The organism is Methylobacterium currus (assembly GCF_003058325.1).
GTDB lineage: Bacteria > Pseudomonadota > Alphaproteobacteria > Rhizobiales > Beijerinckiaceae > Methylobacterium > Methylobacterium currus.
Map to the genome: position 1 here is coordinate 5,312,141 of NZ_CP028843.1, position 23,596 is coordinate 5,335,736.

A 23,596-nucleotide genomic window follows, 5' to 3' on the forward strand; every position below is an offset into this window, starting at 1 on the left:
CGGAGGCCTGTCGGCATGCAGGGGATGCCGCATGACGGCGCGCGCCTCGTGAAGCGCTGGATCGGCGCACGGCGCCGCCGCGCGTCCCGCAAGCGCGGCGACGCGCACGGTGCCGGGGCCGAGATCATCACGCTGACTTGGGCCCAGACCTTCGGCCGGGGGATCGCGTCCCCGGAGCCGGGTGCCGTGCGGGACCGGGAAGGCGGGCGGCCGGGCGGGGTCGTCGGTCTCGGCGAGGGGCTGCCGGGCTCCTGAGGCGTCCCGGGGGGCGGGGCCGATCCCCGCCCCCCGGGCGCGGGCGAGTGAGAGCCGGCCTCTCGTGATCCGCGCTATCCCTTCCAGTTCTTCAGCGCCGCGAAGGGGCTGTCGGCGGCCGCGCTCTTTGGCGGGTTCAGCACCGGCTCGACCTGGGCCACGGCGTCGGCGAGGGAGAAGGCGGTGCCGCTCGGAAGCTTGCCGCCGGCGGCGTCCTGGTGGCCGCCGCCGCGGAAGAGGCGGGCGCCGTCGAGGGCGGTGCCGTCGATCGAGCGGAAGGACAGGGTGCCGGCGCGCTGCACGTTGACGAGGCGCTTGGCCCGCCCGCTCGCCATCACCAGGTCCGAGACCCGCTGGAAGGTGCCGGCATCGAGGGCGAAGGACAGGAGCGTGCCGTCCGGGAGCGCGTGGAACAGCGCGTCGGAGCGGGCGAGCGCCCGGGCCATCCGCTGCCGGGTGGTGAGGCTGGCATCGTCGTCGGGCGCGTCGCGCATCAGGTCGTCGACGATCGCGCCGCGGATCGCCGGCACGGCGCGCTCCAGCTCGGCCGGGGTGGCGCCGGCGCGGAGCTTCGCGGTCGCCTCGATCAGCAGGCGGGCCACGAAGGGGTCGTGCGCCGGATGCCCGACCGGCACCAGGGTGCCGACATTGTCCCAGAAGATCTCGTCGAGGGCGAAGCCGCCGGGGAAATGCGGATCGTCCTTGCGCCAGAGGTCGAGGGCGTCGACGGAGGCGACGAGGAGCGCGAGGTCCTCGGCCACGATCCCGGACGAGGCTTTGGCCGGGTCGGCCTCGCGGGTGGCGAACAGGGCGCGGTGGGTCTCGACCATCTTCGTCGCGCTCGACGCCTCGTCCACCAGCACGGTGATCGCCGGGTCGCCGAGATCGAACCGCGACAGGCGCGGGTTGTCCGCGTCGGGTTTCGGCTCCAGCCCCTGGCGGCGCATCTGGTCGATCGAGGAGGTGTGGTGGTCGAGCACCACCAGCCGGTGCGGCTCCTCGGGCGCGCGCTTGCGGTTCATGGCGGCGAAGCGCCGCAGGAAGGCGATCGTCGGCTCCTCGATGCCGAGATCGGTGATCAGCACCATCTCCGCCGCCTTGGTTTTGCCTAAGCGCTTCAATTCGTCGTCGACGACCGGGCCGACATCGCCGTAGCGCGGCACGTGCACGATCCGGGCCGGCTCGGCATAGGCCGCGACGAGGGTCGCGGCGCCGTAGCCGTCGAGGTCGTGGTGGGTGATCTGGGTCAGGCGCACGGGAAAAGGTCCAGGATCGGTTCGAGTCGGGAAGGGAGTCCCCGCCAGCATAGCGGCTCGCGCGCCGCACCGGCAGGGCCCAGGGATCAGGAAACGGCCGGCGCCTCGCCGGCATCAGGAAACGGCCGGCCTTCGTCGGCCAGGCGCCGCAGCAGGTCGCGCAGCCAGCGATGGGCCGGATCGTCATCGTAGGAGGCGTGCCAGAGCATCCCGATCGCCACATCGTCGAGCGGGATCGGGGCCGGGCTCACCGTCAGCCCGAGGGTCTCGGCGAAGAGCAGCGCCAGGCGGGCATGCATGGTGGTGAGCACCGGCGCGCTGCGCACCAGGAACGGCACCGCGATGAAGCGCGGCGAGGTGACCGCGAGGGTGCGGCTGCGGCCGATCTTGGCCAAGGCGTCGTCCACCACCCCGTGGGCGGTCTCGCGCAGGCTGGTCAGCACGTGGGGAAAGCGCAGGTAATCGTCGAGCGAGATCGGCGGCGTCAGCCCGACCAGGGCGGCGTTGAACAGGCAGACGTAGCTGTCGCGGTAGAGCAAGCGCTGCTTGTGGTGCATCTGCCCGCGGAACGACAGGTCGATGGCGAGGTCGATCCGGTCGGCGTCGATCTCCTCGAGGACATGCGCCCGGTCGACGGAGCGCAGCAGCAGGCTGATCCCCGGCGCTTCCTGCCGCAGATAGGCGAGCAGCCGCGTGCCGAGCAGCACCTCGGTGCTGTCGGGCAGGCTGATCGTGAAGGTGCGCACCACCGTGCGGGGATCGAAGGCCTCGTCCCGGCGCACCAGGACCTGGACCTGCCGCAGCACGATCCGCAGCGGCTCGGCGAGCGCAAGGGCCCGCGGGGTCGGCCGCATCCCCTCAGGCGCGCGAGTCAGGAGCTCGTCGCCGAACAGCGTTCGCAGGCGCGAGAGCGCGCTGCTCATCGCCGACTGGCCGATGCCGATCCGGGTTGCCGCCCGCGTCACGCTGCGCTCGGCGAGCAGCGCGTCGAGGGCGACCAGGAGGTTGAGATCGACCCGGGCGAGATCGATATGATCAATAGTCATTATCGATGCGATCTGTTTGATCCATGCTGCACCGCAGCGCATATCACGTCCATGGATGCGGGGCCGACACCGGACCCCGCCACGGACTGGACGACGATCATGACCGGAACGACCCTTCGCAGAACCCTTGTCGCCGCCGCCGCGACGCTCGCCGCCGGCGCGGCCTCCGCCGGCGAGCTGCGCCCGGCCGGGGCGGCCAGCCTCGACCTCGGCACGCTCGCCGGGGTGGCCTACTACACCCCCGAGCCCGCGGGCTACCACGTGGTGGTGACCCTCGCCCCCCGGGCCGCCGCCCCCGCCTCCCGGTTCGAGGCGGTGCTGGCCTCCGGGCAGAGCGTCACCGTCTCGACGCCGCGCCAGGCCGGCGCCTCGGCGCGCATGGTCACCATCACCCGCACGGGCGATGCCGTCACGGTGACGCCGGCGCGGGCGGGGGAAACCGTCGAGGCGACCGCCTCGATCGACTGACAGCCGCGGGCGGCCGTCAGGCCGCCCGGGACAGGTCCCCGTCGAGCCCGGCGATCACCCGCTCCAGCGCCGCGAAGCAGGCCGGGTCGAAGGCGGTGCCGACCTCCTCGCGCATGATGCCGAGGGCCTTCGGGACCGGCATCGCGGCACGATAGGGGCGGTTCGCGGTGAGCGCGTCGAACACGTCCGCCACCGAGACGATCCGCGTCTCCGGCGCGATGGCGTCACCCTTGAGGCCGCGGGGATAGCCCTTGCCGTCGAGGCGCTCGTGATGCGCGCCGCCGATGCGCGCGATGGTGTGGAAGGCGGCGACGCGGGCGAGGATCGTCTCGGACAGGAGGGCGTGGTTGCGCATGTCGCGCCACTCCGCCTCGTCGAGCTTGGCCGCCTTGTCGAGGATGGCGTTCGAGACCCCGAGCTTGCCGACATCGTGCAGCAGCGCCGCCCGGCGCAGCCAGCGCCGGGCTCGGGCGTCGTAGCCGAGTTCGGCCGCGATCAGGTCGGCATAGACCGCGACCCGCTCGGAATGGCCGGAGGTGAAGGGGCTCTTGGCGTCGATCACCTGGGCGAAGGCGCGGGCGATGTCGTCGAGGTAGTTCTCGTCGACGACGAGGCCGGCCCGCGCCGGCTCCAGGGCCGCGACGGCATCCGCCACGGTCTCCGAGGCCAGAATCTCCCAGAAGCCCGGCGCCGTCGCCGCCCGCTCGAAGGCCGCGACGACATCGGGGTCGAACCAGGTGCCCGCTCGGGCCCGTGCCTCATTGAGCGCCGCCGCCGGCCCGGCGCTGGTGTGGAAGACGTCGACGACCTGAGACAGCAGCGCGATGCGGGCGTAGAGCGGGATCTCGGGCCCGGCGCGCCGGTCGGGCCGGCCCTTGCCGTTCCAGTGCTCGTCGAGGGCGTGGATCGCCGCGCACACGATCGGCGGGAAGCGCAGCCGCGCAGCGATCTCGGCCCCGCGCTGGCAGCGGGTCTGGATCAGGTCGTCGACGATCTCGCCGCCGTTCTGCAGGATGTTGAGGACCGCCCGGAAACGCTCGGCCAGCCCCGCCTTGAGCCCGGTATGCGCGAAGACGAAGCCCAGCACCTGGGGCAGGCTGTCGCTCACCGTCTTGAAGTCGCGCTTGAAGCCGATATCGTCGGATAGGTAAAGCTCGCAGATCCGCGCCGCGTTGCTGGAGCAGCCGAGGTCCTTCAGCATCACCGTGTAGTAGAGTTCCCAGAGCCGGTCGGGATCCAGGCCCATCTCCAGGCCGACCCGCATGCCGATCCAGGTCGCGCGGACGCAGTGTCCGGGCGGCTGACCCTCGGTGAGGTCGAGGGCATGGCTCAGCGCGCCGAGCAGCTCGGAGAGCGGGATGCCCTCCGTCGGCATGTCCCCGACAGAATGCGAATCCCCCACGGCGTGCAAGCGCGGCGGCGTCGTCAAGAGCCCCTCCCCTCTTCGTCGGGGCAGGTTGGCACGAAAGGACTAATATCTGCTGAGCGCCCGAGTCGTTGGCGCGCCACTGATTCACGCGCCCGGCCAATGCCCGTCGAGACCTGCCCGTGCTCCGAGTCAGCCGCCCCCGGCGGCGACCGCCTCGATCAGGCGCAGATGCGCCGGCAGGCAGACCCGCCTGAGGTCGTAGGCGAGGGCGGTCTGCCGGGCCGCCGCCCGCAACGGGGCCACGGCACCAGGATCGGCGAGGACCGAGACCACCGCCTCGGCGATCGCATCCTTCGCGAAGAAGTCGACCAGGATCCCGTTCTCACGGTGCCGGATCACCTCCGCGACCGGCGGCGTCGCCGAGCCGACGACGCAGGCGCCGAGCGCCATCGCCTCCAGCATCGACCAGGACAGCACGAACGGGTAGGTCAGGTAGACGTGGACCGCCGCGACCCGCAGCAGGTCGACATAGTCGCGATAGGGAATTCTGCCGACGAAGTGGACCCGCGCCGGGTCGAGTTCCGCTTTGACCTCGTCGAGGAAGATCTCGCGCCATGTTCTGCCACCGGGGGGCATGGCGCCGTAGCTGGTGTCGCTGCCGCCGACGATCACCGCCCGGGCCTTCGGGCGCCGGCGCAGGATCTCGGGCAGCGCCCGCATGAAGCTGTGATAGCCGCGATAGGGTTCGAGGTTGCGGTTGACGAAGGTGACGACCTCGTCGCCGGCGCCGAGGGACAGCCGGTCGCGGCCGAGGATGATGCGGGCGCCCGGATCGGGCCGCAGGAGATCGGTGTCGATGCCGTCGTGGATGACGCTGAGCCGATCGCGGAAGGCGGCCGGGATGCGGCTCGCCTGCCAGGCGGTGGGGCTGACCAGCCGGTCGGAGGCCTCGAAGGCGACGAGCTGCCCGGCATTGCGGGCCCGCGTGCGGAAGGCATCGCCCTCGCGCGCCGGGAATTCCGGATCGAAGCCGGTATCGGCGCCGGACGCGCTGTAGAAGAACTCCGCGAAGGTCAGGAGCCGAGCCCGCGGCCAGACATCCTTGAGAAACAGGGTCTCGCCCCAGCCCGAATGGCCGCAGATCACATCGGGGGAGAAGCCCTCGGCCTTGAGCGCCAGCGCCGCCCGCGCCGCCGCCTCCCCGCGCAGGGTCGCGGCCTCGAAATTCGCCGCGAGCGGATGGATGCCGGCGGTGGAGCGGCCGGCCACCGCGTAGCGGACATGGCGCACCCCCGGCAGGGCGGGCGCGGGATTGATGCCGAGCGCCACGACCTCGGTGCCGGGCCGCGCCGCCAGGGCCGGGGCGACGTGACGGTACTGACCAGGGAAGTTCTGGTGGACGAAGAGGACGCGCATCGGGGCTTCGGGGTCGGTCCTCGGGCCGGCAGGCTCAGCAGGGCCGCATGACGCAGCGCTGCTGAGTTCGTTGATTTCGCATCATTTTATCACCGAACCGGTGACCGCTTCGGCACTGGCCGTACCCGGCCGGCGGAATGACGCTGAGGCGGCCCCGGGTGTAGCACCGCCCGGGGCCGCCGCGGAACGCGCCCGCGCGGCATTTGCCTCGGGCCGGCCTTTCCGCCCATCTGAGCCGAGGCCGCTCCACACCGAGGACACGGGATGCTGACCCTGCGCCAGATCGAGGTCGCCCGCGCCGTGATGGTGACCGGGACCATCGCGGGCGCGGCCCGGCTCCTCAACGTCTCGGCGCCGGGCATCAGCCGGCTGATGAAGTACACCGAGGCCTCGCTCGGCATCCGCCTGTTCGACCGGCGGGCCGGGCGGCTGGTGCCCTCCGAGCAGGCGCGCCACGTCTTCGAGCAGATCAACGCCGTGTTCGACAAGGTCGAGGACCTGCGCTTCGTCCTGGAGCGCACGCAGGGCGGCGGGGGCCAGGAATTGCTGATCGGCTCGGTGCCGTCGATCTCGCACGTGATGGTGCCGCGGGCGATCGAGCGGGTGCGCGCGGCCTATCCGCACCTCGTCATCGACATCAACATCCTCAAGCTCGAGGAGGCGATCGACTACCTGCTCCTCGGCAAGGGCGAGGTGGTGGCGATGAGCTACCGCTTAGACCACCCGGCGCTCACCTTCGAGCCGCTCGCCCGCGGCGGCCTGTTCTGCATCGTGCCGCTGGATCATCCGCTCGCCGCCCGGACCTCGATCTCGGCCGACGAGATCGTCCGCCATCCCCTGATCGGCATCGATCCGAACGACCCCTACGGCCGGATCATGTCCGACATTTTTCGCGCGCGCGGCCTGTCCTACCGGATCACGATCCGGGCCCGGTTCGGCTCGACCGTGTGCTCGCTGGTGCGGGCGGGCCTCGGCATCGCGGTGATCGACCAGTTCACCATCGCGGACGACGCCTTCCCGGGCATCCGCGTGCTGCCGATCGAGGAGGGGCCGGTCTTCGAGACCTGGATCGCCATGAAGGCCGGGACCGCGCTCAGCATGTTCGCCGCGAGCTTCGTGCGGTTCCTGCGCCAGGAGATGGCGCGGCCGGGACAGGTCGCGCTTCCGGGCCATGCATCCCGGCAAACCGTAACATGATGTTACGATCGGCGCGCAACTTGGTACTCAGGTCGCGGGCGCGGTGGAGATATTGTGCAGCCCAGGGGGAGCTCGCCACGGGCGAGCGCTGAAACGGAAGGGCCGTCGCACCATGGCTCACGGACACGCCAGACCCATCCTGCTCGGGCTGATCGGATCGCCGATCGCCCATTCCGCCTCGCCGGCGATGCACGAGGCGGCCGCCGCGGCGGTCGGCCTGCGGGCCCATTACCAGCTCATCGACGTGGCCGGGGCCGATGCCGCACGCTTGCGCGGCCTGCTGTCGTCCCTCGCGCCGATCGGCTTTTCGGGCGTCAACGTCACGTATCCCTACAAGGAATCGGTGCTGCCGCTCCTCGACGACCTGTCGCCGGGTGCGCGCGCCGTCGGCGCCGTCAACACGATCGTGGTCCGGGACGGGCGGCTGACCGGTCACAACACCGACATGACGGGCTTTGCCCGCGCCCTGCGGCAGGCCTTCGGGCCGAATCCCGAGGGCCCGGTGGCGCTGATCGGTGCCGGCGGCGTCGGCAAGGCGGTGGCGGTCGCGCTCGCGGGTTTCCCCGGCCTCGAGGTTCGCCTCGTCGATGCCGACCCGGCCAAGGCCGGGGCGGTGGCGGCCGCGCTCGAAGGGCATGCGCGGGTGCGCGTCTGCCCCCGGGTCGAGGAGGCGGTCGAGGGCGCGCGCGGCCTCGTCAACGGCACGCCGGTCGGCATGTTGCCGGATCGCGGCACGCCGGTGCCCCTCGCTCTGCTCCGCCCCGGGATGTGGGTGACGGATGCGGTCTATTCCCCGCTCTGGACCCCGCTCCTGACCGAGGCGGCCCGGATCGGCGCCCGCACCATGACGGGGCGCGAGCTCGCCATCCACCAGGCGCTCGACGCCTTCGCGCTCTTCACCGGGCGCGAGGCGCCGGCCTCCGCCATGGAGCGGGCCTTCGACCGCGCGGTGGCGCCGCTCGCCGCCTGACACCCGCGCACAGGATTCCGCGCGCAGGCTCGGCCGCCCTTGCTTTTCGGGGACGGATATGGAATTGCGCGCAATGAATTTCGATTGATCTTTACTGTACGCCATTCATCTCGTTACCCTCGAAGAAAACCCAAGCTGACCCAATGCCGCCCAGATTCCGAAGGCGGCACAGATCCTGTCAAACGGCGGAGGAACACCCGATGAGTGCGGTACCAAGCGACCACGTCCACGATCGACAGCAATCGAAGAAGGCCGCTGCGAGCGGCTGGATCGGCTCGGCGCTGGAATATTACGACTTCTTCATCTACGCGACGGCAGCCTCGCTGATCTTCCCGCAGCTGTTCTTCCCGTCCAACAACCCGACCGTGGCGATCGTGGCCTCGCTCGCCACCTACGGCGTCGGCTATGTCAGCCGGCCGATCGGCGCCTTCGTGCTCGGCCACTGGGGCGACACCCACGGCCGCAAGCACGTGCTCATCGTGTGCATGTTCCTGATGGGCTTCTCGACCATCGCGGTCGGCCTGCTCCCCACCTACAGCCAGGTCGGCATCCTCGCCCCGATCCTGCTCGTCATCCTGCGCCTGATCCAGGGCTTCGCCGTCGCCGGTGAGATCTCGGGCGCAAGCTCGATGACGATGGAGCACGCGCCCTTCGGCCGCCGCGGCTTCTTCGCCAGCTTCACCCTGCAGGGCGTCCAGGCCGGCCAGATCCTGGCGGCCGCGGTCTTCCTGCCGCTCGCCCACTACATGCCGACGGAGGCGTTCAACTCCTGGGGCTGGCGCATCCCGTTCCTCCTGAGCTTCCTCGTCATCATCGCCGGCTACATCATCCGCCGCGAGGTCGAGGAGACCCCGGCCTTCGCCGAGGAGGAGAAGCAGGGCGAGGTCGCCCGCGCCCCGATCGTCGAGGCCTTCGCCACCTCCTGGCCCGACATGCTGCGGGTGGTGTGCATGGCGCTGATGAACGTGATCCCGGTGGTCACCACCATCTTCGGCGCGGCCTATGCGGTGCAGGCGGCCTACGGCGTCGGCTTCCACAAGGACGTCTATCTGTGGATCCCGGTGCTGGGGAACATCCTGGCGGTGTTGGTGATCCCGTATGTCGGCAACCTGTCGGACAAGATCGGCCGGCGCCCGCCGATCATCGTCGGGGCGATCGGGTCCGGCCTCCTGTCCTTCGGCTACCTCTACGCGATCAGCATCGCCAACGTGCCGCTGGCGATCGTGATGTCGCTCCTGATGTGGGGCGTGGTCTACCAGGGCTACAACGCGGTCTTCCCGAGCTTCTACCCCGAGCTGTTTCCGACCCGCACCCGCGTCTCCGCGATGGCGATCTCGCAGAATGTCGGCACCGCCGTGACCGCGATGCTGCCGGCCCTGTTCGCCACCGTGGCGCCTCCCGGCGCGACCAACATCCCGCTCACCATCGGCGCCATCACGTTAGGCATCACCGCGGTGGCTGCGATCGCGGCCTATACCGCCCGCGAGACCTACCGCATCCCGATGAAGGAGCTGGGCCAGCCCCGCGCGGTGCCGCTGCCGAAATCGGACTACGAGCGGCTGCGCAACGAGGCGATGGCCTGAGGAGGACGACCGGCCCGGGCGCGCCCCGGGCCGGCTGGGCACGGAGAGCTGCGGGCCGGGCGCGGAAGGCGTCCGGCCCGTTCCGTTCAGGAGGCGGCCTCAGCTCACCGGATCGAGCGGCCGTCCCGTCGCCGACACCACCCGGTCGCGCCCGGCCGCCTTGGCGGCGTAGAGCGCATCGTCGGCGCGGGCGAGCAGGGTCTCGAGGGTGTCGCCCTCGGCCCAGGCGGCCAGCCCGAGGCTGCAGGTGACCGGGATCGGGCCGTGGCGGCCCGCCACCTGGAGGCGGGCGCAGCCCTGTCGGATCGATTCCGCCGCCCTGCCGGCGCTGCCGAGGCCGTGGCCGGGCATCAGCACGGCGAATTCCTCACCGCCGATCCGGCCGGCGATCGGCCCGGACTCCTTCAGCAGGTCGGCGACGGCGCGGATCACCCGGTCGCCGCCGTCATGGCCGTGCCGGTCGTTGATCGCCTTGAAGCGGTCGATGTCGATCATCAGCGCAGTGAGCCGGTCGTCGGGCGCGAGCGCCGCGAGGCAGGCCCGCGCCCGCCGCGTGAAGCCGCCGCGGCTGAGGAGCTGGGTCAGCGCATCGGTGTCGGCCTCGCGGATCAGCTGGCGCTGCAGGGTCAGGGCGCGCTCGACCGCCCGCAGGCGGGCCCGCAGCTCGAGCGCCTCCGGGGGCGTCACGATGACGTCGTCGGCGCCGCTGTCGAGCACCTCGCCGAGGCGCCGTCCGGACCGGTCCGCCGACATCGCGATCACCGCGAGCGGCCGCGTCGTGCCGGCGAGGGTGCGCAAGCACCAGCAGAGCTCCAGGCCGCAGGCCGGCGGGACGTCGAGGCTGGTGACGACGCAGGCCACATCCTCGTTCGCCGCGACATGGGCGAGCGCCTGCTCGGAATCGGAGAACGCATCGACCCGATGCCCGCCCGCCTCGATGAGGCGGGCAACGGTGTTGCGGAGGATCGAGCCGGGCTCGACGAGGACGACGCGCATCGGACCTTGCGGGGAACCCGGCCGTGCTCGCGCCCGGCCGACGAGGACATCTCGGCGCCCGGACGTAGGGCAGAGGCGATAAAAGGTGGTTAAAGACCCGCCTGGACCTTGGCACCTCCCAGGGTCACTGGAATTGTTCGAAATTGATCGTTTTGGCTGTCCTCGAAGCTTGCCCGCGATAGACCAGGAAGCGATCCTGCGCCGGCTCACCTTCCGGGCGCCCGGCGCGGCGGCCGGGCGGCGCCGCGCGCCCGCGATGCTGGATTTCGCCGGCCAGATAGGGCATCGGGCAATGCATCCCCTTCGAGACACGGGCGCCCATGACCGAGACCTCCCCGATCCCGCAGGCCGCGCGCCCGAAGCTCGTCCTCGCCTCGGCCTCGCCGCGGCGCCTCGCCCTGCTGCAGCAGGCGGGGCTGGAACCGGACGCCCTGCTGCCGGCCGACCTCGACGAGGCGCCGCTGAAATCCGAGAAGCCCCGCGACCTGGTGCGCCGGCTGGCCCGGGCCAAGCTGGACGTGGCGGCGGCGGCGGCGCGCGGCACCGAGGAGCTGCGCCAGGGCTACGTGGTGGCGGCCGACACCGTGGTGGCGGTGGGCCGGCGCATCCTGCCGAAGGCCGAGGTGACCGACGAGGCGGCGGCCTGCCTGCGGCTGCTCTCCGGCCGGGCCCACCGGGTCTACACGGCGGTCTGCGTCGTCGGCCCGAAGGACCGGCCGCGGGAGCGCCTGGTCGAGACCCGGGTGCGGTTCAAGCGCCTCTCGGCCCGGGAGATCGACGCGTATCTCGCCAGCGGCGAGTGGCGCGGCAAGGCCGGGGGCTACGCGATCCAGGGGCTCGCCGGCTCCTTCGTGGTCAAGCTCGTCGGCTCCTACAGCGCCGTGGTCGGCCTGCCGCTCTACGAGACGGTCGGGCTGCTCGAGGGCGAGGGTTTCCCGGTCCGCGGCGCCTGGCGCGACGCGACCTGACAGCGAACAGGAGGCGCGGTTGACGACGCGCGACGACGATACCCCGGCGCCGGCCTGCCCGATCTGCGGCAAGCCGGCAGTGCCGGACTTCAAGCCGTTCTGCTCCAAGCGCTGTGCCGACGTGGATCTGCAGCGCTGGTTCAGCGGACGCTACGCCATCCCCGGCCGCGAGGAGGACGCTCTGGGCGACGATGACGGCTCGCGGGAGGAGTGAGGGATACTGAGGGAGAGCAGGGAACGGCCCGCGGCGTCCTCAGTTGACCGCGGCCTGACCCACCGCCAGCCGAAGGGCCGTCCCTCATGTCGTCCGATTTCCCGAACCCCCTCACCAAGCATCCCCGTCCGCCCTTCGAGAGCCCGCCGCAGGGCTTTCCCGGCCTGACCGGCCGGATGAAGCCGGAGCCCGACCATGGCGAGGCGAGCTACAAGGGCTCGGGCAAGCTCACCGGCCGGGCGGCGCTGATCACCGGGGGCGATTCCGGCATCGGCCGGGCGGTCGCCATCGCGTATGCCCGCGAGGGCGCCGACGTGGCGATCTCCTACCTTCCTTCCGAGCAGGGCGATGCCGAGGCCGTCGCGCAATGGGTCGAGAAGGCCGGGCGCCGTGCCCTGCTGCTGCCGGGCGACCTCAAGGAGCGGTCCTACGGCCGCGAGATCGTCGCCCGTACCGTCGAGACCTTCGGCCGCCTCGACGTGGTGGTGAATAACGGCGCTTTCCAGCAGCCGAACCAGGGCCTCGACGCGATCGACGACCAGGTGTTCGAGGACCACTTCCGCACCAACGTGTTCGGGTCGTTCTACGTCACCAAGGCGGCGATGGCGCACCTGAAGCCCGGCGCCTCGGTGATCTTCACCTCCTCCGTGAATTCCAAGCACCCGATGCCGTCGCTCCTGGCCTACAGCGCCACCAAGGGGGCGCTCAGCAACCTGGTGCTGAGCTTGGCGCAGCTCCTGGCCGAGAAGGGCGTGCGGGTGAACGGCGTGCTGCCGGGCCCGATCTGGACCCCGTTCATCCCGTCGGGGATGGAGCAGGACTCCGTCAAGTCGTTCGGCAGCCAGGTCCCGTTCGGCCGCCCGGGCCAGCCGGCGGAGCTGGCCTCGGCCTATGTCATGCTGGCCTCGGACGAGAGCAGCTACACGTCGGGGGCGCTGGTGACGGTGGCGGGGGCGATGCCGGTGCTGTGAGCGCGGCAGTGTGCCGAAACCTGCACCTTATCCCACCCACACCCTCATCCTGAGGGGCTGGGCGATCGACGATCGCACAGCCTCGAGGGAGGGCCCCTGGGATCGCTGAGAGTTCCGGAGCCCTCCTCCGAGGCCCACTGTGCGATCGCCGATCGCCAGCACCTCAGGACGAGGCCGAGGGTGGGAGACGATGAGGCGCGATGCGTGATGCGTCGCGCCAGCGGAATCCCTCACCGCCCGCAGGCCGGCGCCGCATAACCCGCATAGACCACCCGCACCGACCGGCAGGCGGGCGCCGGCGCCTCGGCGGCGACAGGCGTGGCGGCCTCGGCGACGGCGGAAGCCGGCTCGGCTTTCGCGGCGTCCGAGCCCGCCCGCACCACCAGCGGGGTCGCGACCAGGGACAGGAGCGCGGCAGCGGCGACCAAGGTCAGGCGGTGGGTCACGGACAGTCTCCCTCAAGTCTTGCGCCCCGGCGGGCGTCGCGATGCTCTGATCTGTACTGTCAACGAGCTTGACCGTTTTTCGGTTCCGGCCCCGCTTGGCGTTCGTGCGGGGGCGCACCCGCGCTTGACTCGGGCGCCGCCCGTTCCCAAGGGTCGCGGCGAGATCCGCCCGAGCCGCAAGCTTCAGACCATGACCGCCACCGACGCCGACCTCCAGCCGACCCGCTCGTTCCAGGGGCTGATCCTGACGCTCCAGCGGTTCTGGGCCGCGCAGGGCTGCGTGATCCTGCAGCCCTACGACATGGAGGTCGGGGCGGGCACGTTCCATCCGGCCACCACCCTGCGGGCGCTCGGCCCGAAGCCCTGGAAGGCGGCCTATGTCCAGCCCTCGCGCCGGCCGAAGGACGGGCGCTACGGCGAGAATCCGAACCGGCTGCAGCACTATTACCAGTTCCAGGTGATCCTGAAGCCGAACCCGCCGAACCTTCAGGATCTCTATCTCGATTCGCTCAAGGCGATCGGGGTCGATCTCGGCCTGCACGACATCCGCTTCGTCGAGGACGACTGGGAGAGCCCGACCCTCGGCGCCTGGGGCCTCGGCTGGGAATGCTGGTGCGACGGGATGGAGGTGAGCCAGTTCACCTACTTCCAGCAAGTCGCCGGCTTCGAATGCGCCCCGGTCGCGGGCGAGCTGACCTACGGGCTCGAGCGCCTGGCGATGTACGTCCAGGGCGTCGAGAACGTCTACGACCTCAACTTCAACGGCCGCGAGGGCGACGAGAAGGTCACCTACGGCGACGTGTTCCTGCAGGCCGAGCAGGAATATTCGCGCCACAACTTCGAGGCCGCCGACACCGAGATGCTCTTCCGGCAGTTCCGCGACGCCGAGGCCGCCTGCCGCGCCTATCTCCAGGCCGGCGAGCCCGGGCCGGTCGGCGAGGGCGACCGACGTGGCGACGATGCGCGCCACCGCATGGCGCAGCCGGCCTACGACCAGTGCATCAAGGCCAGTCACGTCTTCAACCTGCTCGACGCGCGCGGGGTGATCTCGGTGACCGAGCGCCAGAGCTACATCCTGCGGGTGCGCGAGCTCGCCAAGGCCTGCGGCGAGGCCTGGCGGCGCACCGATGCGGGCGGCCTTGCGGCTGAGCCGCCGGCCGCCTGACATCCGCGCCGCCCGGCACGAAACACCCCGCCACGCCCTTCCTCGATCATCCCTTCTCGATTCCTGGCCCTCCCGACGGAGAGCCTTGAGGCCGCCCGATGCCCGACCTGCTGCTCGAACTCTTCTCCGAGGAAATCCCCGCCCGCATGCAGCGGCGCGCGGCCGAGGACCTGCGCAAGCTCGTCACCGACGCGCTGGTGGAGCGCGGCTTCCTGTACGAGGGCGCCAAGGCCTTCGCGACGCCCCGCCGCCTCGCCCTCCACGTCGCCGGCCTGCCGCCCCGCGGCCAGGACGTGCGCGAGGAGCGCAAAGGCCCGCGCGTCGGCGCCCCCGAGGGCGCGGTGCAGGGCTTCTTGAAGAGCGCGGGGCTGGCGAGCGTCGACGAGGCGAAGATCGTCGCCGACCCGAAGAAGGGCGAGTTCTACGTCGCGGTGATCGAGCGGCCGGGCCGCGAGACGATCGAGGTGCTGGCCGAGATCCTGCCGGCGATCGTCAAGAGCTTCCCCTGGCCGAAATCGATGCGCTGGGGCGCCGCCTCGCGCGAGCCCGGCTCCCTGCGCTGGGTGCGCCCGCTGCATTCGATCGTCGCGAGCTTCGGTCCCGAGACCGAGACGCCGGAGGTGGTGCCCTTCTCGGTCGACGGGATCGAGGCCGGGCTCACCACACGCGGCCACCGCTTCATGGCGCCGCAGCCGATCGAGGTGCGCCGCTTCGCCGATTACCTGCCGGCCCTGGAGCGGGCCTTCGTGGTGCTCGATTCCGAGCGGCGCAAGGACATCATCCTGCACGACGCCCGCGACCTCGCCTTCGCGCGCGGCCTCGACCTCGTCGAGGACGAGGGCCTGCTGGAGGAGGTGGCGGGCCTGGTCGAGTGGCCGGTGACCCTGATGGGCGCCTTCGACGAGCGCTTCCTCGCCATTCCCCCGGAGGTGATCCGCGCCACGATCCGGGCGAACCAGAAGTGCTTCGTGCTCCGCGGGGCCCCCGGCCCGGACGGGCGCGAGCGCCTGGCCAACGCCTTCATCCTGGTCTCGAACCTGGTGGCCTCCGACGGCGGCGCGGCGATCGTCGCCGGCAACGAGCGGGTGGTGCGCGCGCGCCTCTCCGACGCGGCCTTCTTCTGGGAGACCGACCGCAAGCTGCGGCTGGAGGACCGGCTGCCCAAGCTCGAGAACATCGTGTTTCACGAGAAGCTCGGCACGCAGGCCAAGCGCGTCGAGCGCATCGCGGCCCTCGCCCGGGCGCTGGCGCCGGCCGTCGGGGCCGATCCTGATCTCGCGACGCGCGCCGCGCGTCTCGCCAAGGCCGACCTCGTCACCGAGATGGTCGGCGAATTCCCGGAATTGCAGGGCCTGATGGGCCGCTACTACGCGGCCGAGCAGGGCGAGGACCCGGCGGTCGCCGCGGCGATCGAGGAGCATTACAAGCCCCTCGGCCCCAGCGACCGGGTGCCGTCCGAGCCGGTCTCGGTGGCGGTGGCGCTCGCCGACAAGCTCGACACCCTGGTGGGCTTCTGGGCGATCGGCGAGACGCCGACGGGGAGCAAGGACCCCTACGCCCTCCGGCGGGCGGCGCTCGGGGTGATCCGGCTGATCCTCGCCAGCGAGGCGCGGCTTCCCCTGAGGGCGCAGATCGCCGCCGCCGCGGCCGGCCATGGGCAGCAGGATTCCGATTCCTTCGCGGGCGACCTCCTGGCCTTCTTCGCCGACCGGCTCAAGGTCTACCTGCGCGACCAGGGCGCGCGCCACGACCTGATCGACGCCGTCTTCGCGCTGCCGGGTCAGGACGACCTCCTGATGGTGGTGCGCCGCGTCGAGGCGCTGGGGCGCTTCCTCGACACCGAGGACGGCAGGAACCTGCTCGCCGGCTATCGCCGCGCCGCCAACATCCTGCGCATCGAGGAGAAGAAGGACGGCCGCGCCTACGACGCGGCGCCCGACCAGGCCCTGCTGAGCCTGACCGAGGAATCGGCCCTGGCCGACGCCCTGCGGACAGCCGGCGCCGAGGCGGGCCGGGCGGTCGCGGCGGAGGATTTCGAGGGCGCGATGCGGGCGCTCTCGACCTTGCGCGCGCCGGTCGATGCCTTCTTCGACACGGTGACGGTGAATGCCGAGGACGCCGCCTTGCGTGCCAACCGACTCGCCCTGCTCAATGGCCTGCGGGCGGCGACCCGGGAAGTGGCGGATTTCTCCCGCATCGGCGGCGAGGGCCGCTGATAGTCATTAACATAAGTTGCGTTGCACAAGAGCCTCAGCATTTCACCAGGGAACGGTTTAACGACTTTTTCATTGTTTGTCGGCGCCGAGAACCGGTACAAACTGATCCGGTTCGATTCTCATCAACAGACAAGTTCGGCGCTGAGCGTCGGCGGGGAGGAACGGCCTGTGTCGTAGCGCACTGCGTGGCGCCGCGACCGGTCGTTCACTCCAGCGCGGACGCCCGGAAGCCGGACCGGGGACCTGAGGCAGGAGAAAGCCACGATGTCGCTCGGCGGTAAGGCTCGACCCAAGGAGCAGGCAGCTCCTCCGACGCCGGACACATCCGCGCCGCAAGCGGGCGGCCCGGAGGGCACGCATGGCCAGGGCGACGCCGAGACGTGCGCCCAGATCCGCACCCATGTGCGACAGGTTCTGCAGCAGGCTGGACCCCGCGCCTCAATCGAGGGAAATTGATCGCAACAGCCGGCCCGCCCCGTCGCGGATCTCGAGGTGCCAGCCCGCCCCGAGGAGCGGCAGGTCGCCGCTCGCCCGCATCTCGGCGATGACCGCCCGTGCCTCGGATTCAGCCTGGTCCGGCGTGCCGGCCTCGACGCCCGTCGGGTCCTCGATCGCACGCGCCGGGCCGACCAGGTTGAAGAAGTAACGCTGCGTCATGAGGCTGACCACGGTCGGGAACGGGACGGGCGCGGCTCGGGCGTCACCGGTCGGCCCGCCCGGTCGGTTGTGAGCGGTGCGATCCCCGGACGTTACCAGCCCGGTTCCGGGCTGGCATGTCAGGGAAAAGGCGAGTTGCGCACCAAAGCGTGAGCGATTCCGCGCCTGCCGCGTTCCTCCGAAGGGAGAGGGCGGCCGCCCCCCGGCTCCCACCGCCCGCGGGCGGTCGACGGATCACGGGGCGGCGAAGGCAGGCCGACGATGCATCACGATTCCGCCCGCGCGCACCCCGAGAAGCGGGGACTTCCGGACAAGCCGGGGGCTTCGGCCCGCAGCATCGTGCTCACCCTCCTCGGTGTCGTGATCGGCAGCGCCGGCTATTACGCCTCGTGGCGCTTCCAGACCCCGATCGGCACCCTCGGCGGCATCGCCGGCCTGGCGCTCTGCGTGATCGGCACGAGCCACGGCCACGACGGTCCGTCGCAGATCGGGTGACGTCCGCTCCTGCGGCAAAACGCGATCGGGCTGGGATCGATCCGGGGCGACCTGGGGACGTTGGGGACCATCCGACACGAAGATCCCCCGACACGAAGATCCCCATGGAGACCCTCATGAACGCCAATTCCCCCGAGCACCGCACCGGCCATGACGTCGATTCGGTCGATCAGGTCAGCAGCGTCACGCTGCTCGGCTTCGCCGTCGTCGGCGCGGCCCTGACGGTGGCCCTCAACACGATGCTGATCTGAGCGGCCGGGCGGCGGGGTGCTGTCGTAGCGCCCCGTCCTTCCCGGGGCTGCCAGATCGGATAAAGCGTCAGCGTTTCCTGCACGAGAGACCGGTGACGACGATGCTGAGAGCCGCCCTGCTGGCGACGTGTGTGACCTGGAGCGGCGCCGCTCTGGCCATCGAGGTGAAGCTGCCCGGCAAGGCAGTGATCGGCCCCGAGAGCCGGGCCGTCACGATGACGTTCGGCTGCTCCACGACGCGGTCGCGCACCGAGACCGGCGCCCTGTCGATCGGCTTCGATGTTCCCGACTTCGAAGCCCTGGAGAAGCGGTTCGACTTCGGCGCCTTCGAGGGCCCCACGGGCACCCGCAAGCCGTTGACCGAGATCACGGTCGTGCAGGGCGTGCGCCTGCCGGCCAACGGTGCCGTCGCGGTCGACGGCACCAGCTTCTCCCTCGGTGCCAGCGCGTCCTTGCGCGGCCAGGCGGCCGAGCTGGGCAAGCTCAAGGCCATCGCGGGCGCCGCGAGCGCCGGGCCGGGAGACCTGCGCTGGCGCCAGGACAGCCCGCGCAAGGGCGACGTCCCGATCCTGGTGTCGGTGCCGATCCCGGCCGCCGATGCCGACAGGCTCAAGGCAGCCCTCGCTCCCTGCCTGAAGGCCAACTAGCCCTCAGCCAAGTAGCGCTCACCCAAGTAGCCCTGGAGCGAGGAGCCTCGGACGGAGCCTCAGCGCCGCCAGATCCCGATCCGGTTCGAGCGCGCCTGCTCCTCGGCGGCGAGCAGGTCCGGCGTGGCGTCGGCGCTGGCGCGGCCGCCGCCGTTGAACAGGATCAGCTCGGACAGGTCCTGGCCGTCGAGGGAGCAGCGATAGACGCCCCCCTCCCCTGCCGGCGCGCAGGCGACGTCGCGTCGGCGCAGGTAGCGGCCGAGCTCGCGGGCGTTGCGGCCGGACAAGCCGTCGACCCCGATCAGCCGCACCGTGCGCCCGTCGAAATCGAGGGTGCCGGTATCGACCACCGCCGGGTTGCCCCGCAGCACCGCGCGGCCCGCCAGATCCCGCGCCCGCGAATCGGCCTCCGGCTCGGCGATGCTCGCCGTCTCGGGCCGTGGCCCCGGGGTGGTCCCCGGGACCTGGCGGGCCGCCTCGGGCCTGGCCGTCTCGCTCTTGCTGGCCTTGGCGCGGGCGGCGAGGGCCTGGGTGACGAAATCGTGCCAGATCTGGGCCGGCATGTCGCCGCCGGTGACGCCGGCCATCGGGGTATTGTCGTCGTTGCCGAGCCAGACCCCGACCACGAGGTCGCCGGCAAAGCCGACGAACCAGGCGTCGCGGCTGTCCTGGGTGGTGCCGGTCTTGCCCCCGGCCGGCACCGAGACACGGGCGTTCTTGCCGGTGCCCTCCCGCACCACGGCGCTGAGCAGGTCGAGCATCGCGGTGCGCGCCGCCTGGTCGCGGGCCGGCGTCGGTGCGGCCTGCGGCCGGGTGTAGAGCGCCTGGTCGCGGGCGAGGATCTGGCGCACGCTATAGGGCTCGATGGTCTCGGCGCCCGCCGCCACCGCCGCGTAGGCGCGGGTCATTTCGAGAAGCGTGGTCTCGGCCGAGCCGAGGGCGAGGCTCGGCAGGTTCGGCAGGTCCGAGGTGACGCCGAGGCCCCGCGCCGTCTCGATCACCGCCGGCATGCCCACCGCCTCGGCGAGCTGCACCGCTACGGTGTTGATCGAGTGCGCGAAGGCGGAGCGCAAGGTGACCGCGCCGCGGTAGCGGCCGCCATAATTCTCCGGCTCCCACTCGCCGACCTGGGTCGGGCGATCGACGAGGGTCGAATCCGGGCGATAACCCTCGCGCAGCGCCGTGAGGTAGACGAACAGCTTGAACAGCGAGCCCGGCTGGCGCTTGGCCTGGGTGACGCGGTTGAACTGGCTGTCGGCATAGTCGCGCCCGCCGACCATCGCCAGGATCGCCCCGTCCGTGGACATCGCTACCAGCGCCCCTTGGGAGACCTTGCGGCGCTCGCCGTCCTGGTCGAGGCGGCGGGCGATCACGCTCTCGGCGATGTTCTGGAGCGTCAGGTCGAGGGTGGTGCGCACGGTGGCGTCGGCCGGCCCGGTGCCGATGAGGGTGCGGACCGAATCGGCGACGCTGTCGACGAAGTAGTTGGTACCGACCGGCGTCTCCGTCGGCACCCGCACGGTGGCGGGGGCGCGCTTCGCCGCGTCGGCCTCCGCCTTCGTGACCGCGCCGGTCTCCACCATCGCGTCGAGCACCTGGGCGGCGCGGCCCCGGGCGCCGTCGAGGTTGCGATGGGGCGCGAGCTGCGAGGGCGCGCGGACGAGGCCCGCCAGCATGGCGGCCTCGCTCAAGCTCAGGTCCTTGGCCGGCTTGCCGAAATAGCGCTGCGCCGCCGCGTCGGCGCCGTACACGCCGGCGCCGAAATAGGCTGCGTTGAGGTAGCGGGTGAGGATCTCGTCCTTCGGCAGCTGCGATTCGAGCCACAGGGACAGCACCGCCTCCTGCACCTTCCGCTTCAGGGTGCGGTCCTGCGACAGATAGCTCATCCGCACGAGCTGCTGCGTCAGGGTCGAGCCGCCCTCGCGGGTGCCGCCGGCGGCGGCGTTGCGCAGGGCGGCGCGGAAGAGCCCGCGCAGGTCGATGCCGTGATGCTCGTAGAAGCGCCGGTCCTCGATCGACACGATCGCCTTGGCGAGGACGGGCGGCACCTCCTTGGGCGCGAGCTTCGCCCCCTTGATGACGCCCCGGGTGGCGAAGGCCTGACCGTCGGCGGCGCGCACCACCAGGGCGGAGGCGGTGGGCTCGACCGTGAGCCCGCCATTCACCGGCAGGGTCACGAGCGCGTAGACCGTGTAGGCGAGGACGAGGCCGGCCACGAGGGCGGCGGTGGCGGCCGTCAATCGCAGCCACGGCACCCGCCGGGCGAGGGCCATGGCGGGCCGCCAGGCCGCTGCTGTCGCGGCGGCGGCGCGGCGGGTGGCGGGATGGTCCGCGAAACGGCCGGCCGTCGCCCGCGCGCGGCGGACCCCGTCCCGGGCGGCGGGGCCGAGGCGGGCGCCGAACCCGGCGGCGGCGCGGCGAACCCCCGAGAACCGGGCCTCCGCCGTCGCAGCACGCGGCTCAGCGGCCTTCGCCTCGGCGGAGGGCCGCGGCGCGCCTCCGAGATCGAGCCAGTCGCGGGAGCGTCCGTCAGGTCCGGATTCTGGGGGCTGGTCGCTCAAGGCTCAGCGTCCGGCCTGGCGCGGCTCGACCCAGCGCACCGGGCGAGCGGCGGCCGGGCGGCTGAAATGCAGCCGGTGCACGTGACGGTGGCGCCGGTAATGATGGCGCCCGTAATGACGGCGATGATGCCAGTGGCGCCGGTGATGCCAGTGGCGGCGGTAGTGGCGGCGGTGGTGCCAGTGGCGGCGATGCCAGTGCCGCCGGTGCCAGTGGCGATGGCGGCGCCAGCGCACGGTCTCGACCGTGGAGGGCTGGTCGAGGGCGGTGGTGACCGCGGCGCTCGGCATCAGCGGCGAGGCGCCGGCAAGACCGCCGAGTCCGGTGAGCAGGAAGAGGGCCAGCAGCAGGGAACGAATGCGCATCGGGGCTCCGGGCGAGGATCAGGCGGGGCGGATATCCAGGCAACGATGGCGCGGCCCGGCACCGGAATGCCGCCGCCCCACACGAGGTGGAACTCAACGCCAAGCTCTGCCGTTCCGTTCCCGTTCGGGACTTTCGCGCCCGCCTGAAGCCTGGCCGTTTCGCGCGGATGCGTTAGGTTTTCGGATGTCACGCGGTCCTTCGCGATAACGAGAGGCGGGAAGCCATGCGGCCGGGCATGAAACGGCTCTACCTGTGGTCGGCGGCGGCGGCCCTGCTCGCCGGCGGCATCAGCGCGGCGGAGGCCGGCTGCGTCCGGCGCGTCATCAACCGCTCGCCCTATTTCGCGGTGGCGAGCCGCAACGGCGGCCCCAGCGTCGGCATCCCACCACATTCCTCGCGCTCGATCCGCATGCTGGCGCCGGGCCGGGTCGACATCGCGGCCCATTGCGCCGCGCGGAGCCGGCGGGGGCGCCTCGTCCCGGTCGGGCCGCCGGTGGCGCAGGACAGCTACACGTTCACGGCGGTCCTCGACCGCTGCTACTACGATCTCGGCCTGATGGGTTTCGGCCAGGGCGGCACCGAGCCGTTCGTGCTCAACAACCCCCGCGACGGCGACCTCGTGGTCGGCCCGTTCGGTCCGGCCTGCCCGCCGCGCTGACGCGCGACATCGGGGTTGCGCTCCCTGAATGAACTGGCTAATAAGCCCCCGTCGGCGCTGAATCAGGGCCGGCAGCGACGTTCCCCGATAGCTCAGTTGGTAGAGCAGGCGACTGTTAATCGCCTTGTCGTAGGTTCGAGTCCTACTCGGGGAGCCACTCTCCTTCTTCTGACAATGCACCTGGACCCCCCGGCGACGCTTTCGTCGCCCGCGATGCAGTCCGGCCGTTAGACCTTCTCCCCCCGACTCGCACGCCGGAACGCCGCCGGGCTCAAGCCCGCGCGGGCCGCAAAGAAGCGCGAGAAATACGCCGGATCGTTGAAGCCGAGATCGAAGGCGATCTTCGAGACCGGGAGCGTGGTGTAGACGAGGCTGCGCTTGGCCTCGAGCATCATGCGGTCGTGCAGGATCCCTTGCGGCGAGCGCCGCACCGCCTCGGTGCAGGCGGCGTGCAGCCGGTCGGGGCTGACCCCGAGTGCGGCGGCGAAGCGGGCGATCGGCCAGCCCTCGCGCAGATGCGCCTCGACCAGGCGGCGGAAGCGGCGGTGCAGGTCGGCGCGGGCGAGCGCCGCCGGCTCGGTGATGGCGCGGGCGGCACGGGTGCGCAGCACGCCGACCACCAGGAGCTTGACCAGCGCCGCCACCGCGCTCGCCGCTCCCGGCAGGGCGCCGGCGGCCTCCCGCCTGAGCGTCTCGACGAGGCGCGCGAGATCGAGGTCGATCTCCTCCGGCGAGCCGGGCCGCCCGCTGAACGTCGCCTCGGCGGTGGCGCGCAAGGGGACCGCCTCCGGGTCGGGATCGAGCACGGCGGCCAGGAAGTCGTCGGCGAGGGACAGCACCACGCCGTCGGTCCCGGGCCGGAACGAGAAGGCGTGCACCACGCCGGACGGCACCCAGACCATCCAGGGGGCGGAGAACTCCTCGCGCCTTGCGTCCAACGACAGGGCGCCGCGGCCGCTCGTGACGACGAGCCCCTGCGTCAGCGCGCCGTGGCGGTGGGGCGCGATCTCCCAATCGTGCAGGGCCGCGCTGGTGCCGATCCCCTCGGCATGGACGAAGCTCGGCACCGTGGTCTCGGCGGTCTCGCCATAGAGGCGAAAGACCGGGATCGGCCGCTCCCGCCGCGTCTGCATCGCCGTGTCCTCCGCGCCTCAAGGCTAATCCGCGGCGCCAGATCCGTCCAAGAGATTCCGGGGAGCGTCCATGGTCCGGGCCGGGCACCCCGGCTAGCGTCGAAGCCTCGAACCGGACCAGTTCCAAACGGCTGATCCGGCAGGCGAAAGTCTTGTGCGGCGCAACACGGACCTGTGCTCCGGCGGGGCTTCGGCGAAGACCGGAGCCGGCGACCGGATACGGCCAAGCCGGCACCGCACGGGTGGACCTCCGCGCGGCGAAAAGACCCGCGAGGCCACGACGACGGAGGAAAC

25 protein-coding genes and 1 tRNA gene are annotated in these 23,596 nt (G+C 71.6%); 15 read left to right on the top strand and 11 right to left on the bottom strand.

Annotated features, from left to right (window positions below; all coding sequences use genetic code 11):
- Positions 1 to 15: 15 nt before the first annotated feature.
- Positions 16 to 255, top strand: coding sequence for a hypothetical protein (locus DA075_RS24500; protein WP_099955440.1), 240 nt, complete (start codon positions 16 to 18; stop codon positions 253 to 255).
- A 74-nt stretch (positions 256 to 329) separates the two neighbouring features.
- Here the strand turns inward: DA075_RS24500 and DA075_RS24505 are convergent, their stop codons facing one another.
- Both DA075_RS24505 and DA075_RS24510 read right to left on the bottom strand, forming a co-directional pair.
- Positions 330 to 1,511, bottom strand: coding sequence for a dimethylmenaquinone methyltransferase (locus DA075_RS24505; protein ID WP_099955441.1), 1,182 nt, complete (start codon positions 1,509 to 1,511; stop codon positions 330 to 332).
- Positions 1,512 to 1,597: 86 nt separating this feature from the next.
- Positions 1,598 to 2,557 carry a LysR family transcriptional regulator gene (locus DA075_RS24510; RefSeq protein ID WP_099955442.1) on the bottom strand — a complete coding sequence of 320 codons (960 nt, stop codon included), beginning with the start codon at positions 2,555 to 2,557 and terminating at the stop codon, positions 1,598 to 1,600.
- 99 nt (positions 2,558 to 2,656) lie between these two features.
- Here DA075_RS24510 and DA075_RS24515 point away from each other — a divergent pair, with 99 nt between their 5' ends.
- Positions 2,657 to 3,025: a hypothetical protein gene (locus tag DA075_RS24515; RefSeq protein ID WP_099956785.1), complete on the top strand. Its 369-nt coding sequence runs from the start codon at positions 2,657 to 2,659 to the stop codon at positions 3,023 to 3,025.
- A gap of 16 nt (positions 3,026 to 3,041) precedes the next feature.
- Here DA075_RS24515 and DA075_RS24520 read toward each other — a convergent pair whose 3' ends face one another.
- Together DA075_RS24520 and DA075_RS24525 are read right to left on the bottom strand one after the other, a co-directional pair.
- Positions 3,042 to 4,400, bottom strand: coding sequence for an HD-GYP domain-containing protein (locus DA075_RS24520; protein WP_099955443.1), 1,359 nt, complete (start codon positions 4,398 to 4,400; stop codon positions 3,042 to 3,044).
- A 183-nt stretch (positions 4,401 to 4,583) separates the two neighbouring features.
- Positions 4,584 to 5,810, bottom strand: a complete 1,227-nt coding sequence (locus DA075_RS24525) for a glycosyltransferase family 4 protein (RefSeq protein ID WP_099955444.1) — start codon at positions 5,808 to 5,810, stop codon at positions 4,584 to 4,586.
- A gap of 264 nt (positions 5,811 to 6,074) precedes the next feature.
- Between DA075_RS24525 and DA075_RS24530 the strand changes: the two genes are divergently transcribed.
- From DA075_RS24530 to DA075_RS24540, 3 genes are all read left to right on the top strand, one after another.
- Positions 6,075 to 7,007 carry a LysR family transcriptional regulator gene (locus DA075_RS24530; RefSeq protein WP_099955445.1) on the top strand — a complete coding sequence of 311 codons (933 nt, stop codon included), beginning with the start codon at positions 6,075 to 6,077 and terminating at the stop codon, positions 7,005 to 7,007.
- A gap of 112 nt (positions 7,008 to 7,119) precedes the next feature.
- A complete protein-coding gene (locus tag DA075_RS24535; RefSeq protein ID WP_099955446.1) occupies positions 7,120 to 7,977 on the top strand; it encodes a shikimate dehydrogenase in 858 nt (285 codons plus the stop codon).
- A 200-nt stretch (positions 7,978 to 8,177) separates the two neighbouring features.
- On the top strand, positions 8,178 to 9,560 hold the full coding sequence (locus DA075_RS24540; protein WP_099955447.1) for an MFS transporter: 1,383 nt from the start codon (positions 8,178 to 8,180) through the stop codon (positions 9,558 to 9,560).
- 99 nt (positions 9,561 to 9,659) lie between these two features.
- Here DA075_RS24540 and DA075_RS24545 read toward each other — a convergent pair whose 3' ends face one another.
- Positions 9,660 to 10,556 carry a GGDEF domain-containing protein gene (locus DA075_RS24545; protein WP_099955448.1) on the bottom strand — a complete coding sequence of 299 codons (897 nt, stop codon included), beginning with the start codon at positions 10,554 to 10,556 and terminating at the stop codon, positions 9,660 to 9,662.
- 124 nt (positions 10,557 to 10,680) lie between these two features.
- Complete coding sequence (locus DA075_RS24550) at positions 10,681 to 10,878, bottom strand: hypothetical protein (protein ID WP_099955449.1); 198 nt, start codon at positions 10,876 to 10,878, stop codon at positions 10,681 to 10,683.
- On the opposite strand from DA075_RS24550, the gene DA075_RS24555 reads away from it, so the two are divergent.
- The 3 genes from DA075_RS24555 (at position 10,877) to DA075_RS24565 (ending at position 12,709) form a co-directional block, all read left to right on the top strand.
- Complete coding sequence (locus DA075_RS24555) at positions 10,877 to 11,524, top strand: Maf-like protein (protein ID WP_099955450.1); 648 nt, start codon at positions 10,877 to 10,879, stop codon at positions 11,522 to 11,524. The two genes, DA075_RS24550 and DA075_RS24555, sit on opposite strands and share 2 nt — an antisense overlap.
- A 19-nt stretch (positions 11,525 to 11,543) precedes the next feature.
- On the top strand, positions 11,544 to 11,738 hold the full coding sequence (locus DA075_RS24560; RefSeq protein ID WP_099955451.1) for a DNA gyrase inhibitor YacG: 195 nt from the start codon (positions 11,544 to 11,546) through the stop codon (positions 11,736 to 11,738).
- Between the two features lie 86 nt (positions 11,739 to 11,824).
- The gene (locus DA075_RS24565) at positions 11,825 to 12,709 is read left to right on the top strand and encodes an SDR family oxidoreductase (RefSeq protein WP_099955452.1); all 885 of its coding nucleotides are present in this window, start codon (positions 11,825 to 11,827) and stop codon (positions 12,707 to 12,709) included.
- 230 nt (positions 12,710 to 12,939) lie between these two features.
- Here the strand turns inward: DA075_RS24565 and DA075_RS24570 are convergent, their stop codons facing one another.
- Entirely contained in the window at positions 12,940 to 13,155 is a 216-nt protein-coding gene (locus DA075_RS24570) for a hypothetical protein (RefSeq protein ID WP_099955453.1), read from the bottom strand.
- 190 nt (positions 13,156 to 13,345) lie between these two features.
- On the opposite strand from DA075_RS24570, the gene DA075_RS24575 reads away from it, so the two are divergent.
- Both DA075_RS24575 and glyS read left to right on the top strand, forming a co-directional pair.
- A complete protein-coding gene (locus tag DA075_RS24575; RefSeq protein WP_099955454.1) occupies positions 13,346 to 14,320 on the top strand; it encodes a glycine--tRNA ligase subunit alpha in 975 nt (324 codons plus the stop codon).
- 98 nt (positions 14,321 to 14,418) lie between these two features.
- Complete coding sequence (gene glyS / locus DA075_RS24580; RefSeq protein ID WP_099955455.1) at positions 14,419 to 16,536, top strand: glycine--tRNA ligase subunit beta; 2,118 nt, start codon at positions 14,419 to 14,421, stop codon at positions 16,534 to 16,536.
- A 438-nt stretch (positions 16,537 to 16,974) separates the two neighbouring features.
- Here glyS and DA075_RS24585 read toward each other — a convergent pair whose 3' ends face one another.
- Positions 16,975 to 17,193 (bottom strand): DUF6894 family protein, encoded by a 219-nt coding sequence (locus DA075_RS24585; RefSeq protein ID WP_099956786.1) that lies wholly within the window; start codon positions 17,191 to 17,193, stop codon positions 16,975 to 16,977.
- 261 nt (positions 17,194 to 17,454) lie between these two features.
- On the opposite strand from DA075_RS24585, the gene DA075_RS24590 reads away from it, so the two are divergent.
- The 3 genes from DA075_RS24590 to DA075_RS24595 all read left to right on the top strand — a co-directional run bounded on the left by DA075_RS24590 (position 17,455) and on the right by DA075_RS24595 (position 18,586).
- Positions 17,455 to 17,688: a hypothetical protein gene (locus DA075_RS24590; protein ID WP_099955456.1), complete on the top strand. Its 234-nt coding sequence runs from the start codon at positions 17,455 to 17,457 to the stop codon at positions 17,686 to 17,688.
- Positions 17,689 to 17,792: 104 nt separating this feature from the next.
- Complete coding sequence (locus DA075_RS36760; RefSeq protein WP_164712169.1) at positions 17,793 to 17,939, top strand: hypothetical protein; 147 nt, start codon at positions 17,793 to 17,795, stop codon at positions 17,937 to 17,939.
- Positions 17,940 to 18,031: 92 nt separating this feature from the next.
- Complete coding sequence (locus DA075_RS24595) at positions 18,032 to 18,586, top strand: hypothetical protein (RefSeq protein WP_099955457.1); 555 nt, start codon at positions 18,032 to 18,034, stop codon at positions 18,584 to 18,586.
- A gap of 59 nt (positions 18,587 to 18,645) precedes the next feature.
- On the opposite strand, the gene DA075_RS24600 is transcribed toward DA075_RS24595, so the two are convergent.
- Together DA075_RS24600 and DA075_RS24605 are read right to left on the bottom strand one after the other, a co-directional pair.
- Positions 18,646 to 21,147: a PBP1A family penicillin-binding protein gene (locus DA075_RS24600; protein WP_099955458.1), complete on the bottom strand. Its 2,502-nt coding sequence runs from the start codon at positions 21,145 to 21,147 to the stop codon at positions 18,646 to 18,648.
- Between the two features lie 3 nt (positions 21,148 to 21,150).
- Positions 21,151 to 21,510: a hypothetical protein gene (locus tag DA075_RS24605; protein WP_099955459.1), complete on the bottom strand. Its 360-nt coding sequence runs from the start codon at positions 21,508 to 21,510 to the stop codon at positions 21,151 to 21,153.
- Between the two features lie 224 nt (positions 21,511 to 21,734).
- Between DA075_RS24605 and DA075_RS24610 the strand changes: the two genes are divergently transcribed.
- Together DA075_RS24610 and DA075_RS24615 are read left to right on the top strand one after the other, a co-directional pair.
- Positions 21,735 to 22,169, top strand: a complete 435-nt coding sequence (locus DA075_RS24610) for a hypothetical protein (RefSeq protein ID WP_099955460.1) — start codon at positions 21,735 to 21,737, stop codon at positions 22,167 to 22,169.
- Positions 22,170 to 22,250: 81 nt separating this feature from the next.
- Positions 22,251 to 22,326 (top strand) — tRNA-Asn (locus DA075_RS24615).
- A gap of 70 nt (positions 22,327 to 22,396) precedes the next feature.
- On the opposite strand, the gene DA075_RS24620 is transcribed toward DA075_RS24615, so the two are convergent.
- The gene (locus tag DA075_RS24620; protein ID WP_099955461.1) at positions 22,397 to 23,302 is read right to left on the bottom strand and encodes a helix-turn-helix domain-containing protein; all 906 of its coding nucleotides are present in this window, start codon (positions 23,300 to 23,302) and stop codon (positions 22,397 to 22,399) included.
- Positions 23,303 to 23,596 lie beyond the last annotated feature (294 nt).